Source organism: Pseudoalteromonas sp. ESRF-bin5 (assembly GCF_002632075.1).
GTDB classification, from domain to species: domain Bacteria; phylum Pseudomonadota; class Gammaproteobacteria; order Enterobacterales; family Alteromonadaceae; genus Pseudoalteromonas; species Pseudoalteromonas marina.
The window spans coordinates 1-1,941 of record NZ_NTLW01000167.1 but is presented as its reverse complement, the minus strand read 5'-3'; the positions used below and the strand labels follow the sequence as shown (position 1 = coordinate 1,941).

Sequence of the window (1,941 nt, the reverse complement as noted above, 5' to 3'; positions counted from 1 at the left end):
AACATGTTTGATATAATGGAACAACACAGCGAAGAAGCTGTAATAAAAGTAATTGGAGTGGGCGGCGGCGGCGGTAACGCTGTTGAGCACATGGTAAAACAGCAAATCGAAGGCGTGCGCTTTATTGCCGCTAATACAGATGCGCAAGCATTACGAAATTCTGCTGCTGATGTAACAGTTCAATTAGGCACACAAATAACCTCTGGGTTAGGTGCGGGTGCAAACCCTGAAGTAGGCCGTGAATCTGCTGAAGAAGATGCAGAGACTATTCGTGCAAGCCTTGAAGGTGCCGACATGGTATTTATCGCAGCGGGCATGGGCGGCGGTACAGGTACAGGGGCTGCGCCTGTGGTTGCTAAAATTGCTAAAGAGCTGGGTATTTTAACTGTTGCGGTAGTGACGCGTCCTTTCGACTTTGAAGGTAAGAAGCGTGCAGCGGCAGCTGAACAAGGTATCAGCGAGTTGTCAGAAATTGTAGATTCGCTTATTACAATTCCAAACAATAAATTACTTAAAGTTTTAGGCAAAGGCACTACACTTCTAGATGCATTTGCTAAAGCTAATGACGTATTATTTGGTGCAGTACAAGGTATTGCAGAACTTATTACGCGCTCTGGTTTAATTAACGTGGATTTCGCTGACGTACGAACTGTTATGTCTGCTATGGGTACTGCTATGATGGGTACTGCATCTGCGTCAGGTCCTGATCGTGCACAAGAAGCCGCAGAAGCTGCTATTTCAAGCCCATTATTGGAAGACGTTGATTTAACAGGTGCCAAAGGTATCTTAGTTAATATCACCGCGGGTATGGATATTGCGATTGAAGAATTCGAAATTGTTGGTAACCACGTTAAAGCACTTGCCTCTGAAAACGCAACGGTTGTTGTGGGTGCGGTAATTGACCCTGAAATGAGCGACGAGTTACGTGTAACTGTAGTTGCAACGGGTTTAGGCGGCGATCGTCGTCCACAGTTTGGTATTGTTGATAACGGTTTTAAAAAGGCTTCGGGTTCTGATGTTGCAAACACGTCTAACCAAGCAAGCAGCATGTATGTGCCTAGCTTTGCAAGCCAAGACAGCACCGATGAAAGTGCAGCTAAAGCACAAACTGAAAGCGCAGAAAAAGCGAGTTCAGCAAGTTCTAGCAATACAGCAAGCTCGTCGTCGCAAACGAGTAAAAAAGCGGATAAATCAGAGGGTGGTGATTACTTTGACATCCCTGCATTTTTACGCAAACAAGCAGACTAATAAAAAACGTTATTTTGCTGGTAAATTGAGCGAATATTGTAAGGCGCGCGTATATATGTTACTATCCGCCGTCTAACTGTAATAAATTTAAGTGAGCGAACCTATGATTAAACAGCGTACGATTGCAGAAGTAGTCAAAGCCATAGGAATTGGACTTCATAAAGGTGAGAAGGTCACAATAACTCTCCGACCTGCGAGCGCAAATACTGGGATTGTATTTCGTCGTGTCGACCTTGATCCGGTTGTTGAATTTGAAACAACACCTGAAGCCGTTGGCGATACGCAGTTGTGTACCTGTTTAATTAACAAAGATGGCGTTCGTTTATCAACTACTGAGCACCTAATTGCTGCAGTTGCAGCAATGGGGATTGATAACCTAATTGTAGAATTAGACAGCTCAGAAGTGCCAATTATGGATGGTAGTGCATTACCATTTATTTATTTATTACAAAAAGGCGGCATTGAAGAACAAAATGCCGCTAAACGCTTTATTCGTATTAAAGAAAAAGTACGTATCGAAGAAGGCGACAAATGGGCCGAAGTAGAACCGTACGACGGTTTTCACATCGACTTTGAAATCGCTTTTGATCACCCGGCTATTAACGAAAGTCGTCAGCGTGTTGGTTTAGACATCACCGCTCAAAGCTTTACTGAAGAAATTAGCCGTGCTCGTACCTTTGGTTTTATGAAAGA

The 1,941-nt window shown here is 43.7% G+C and carries 2 protein-coding genes; both read left to right on the top strand.

Features of this window, described 5'->3' with window-relative positions; genetic code table 11:
• Positions 1–3 precede the first annotated feature (3 nt).
• On the top strand, positions 4–1,248 hold the full coding sequence (ftsZ, locus tag BCG07_RS09505; RefSeq protein ID WP_010555688.1) for a cell division protein FtsZ: 1,245 nt from the start codon (positions 4–6) through the stop codon (positions 1,246–1,248).
• A gap of 103 nt (positions 1,249–1,351) precedes the next feature.
• Positions 1,352–1,941 (top strand): UDP-3-O-acyl-N-acetylglucosamine deacetylase (gene lpxC, locus BCG07_RS09500; RefSeq protein ID WP_286889929.1); only part of this gene is annotated, 590 nt, incomplete at its 3' end.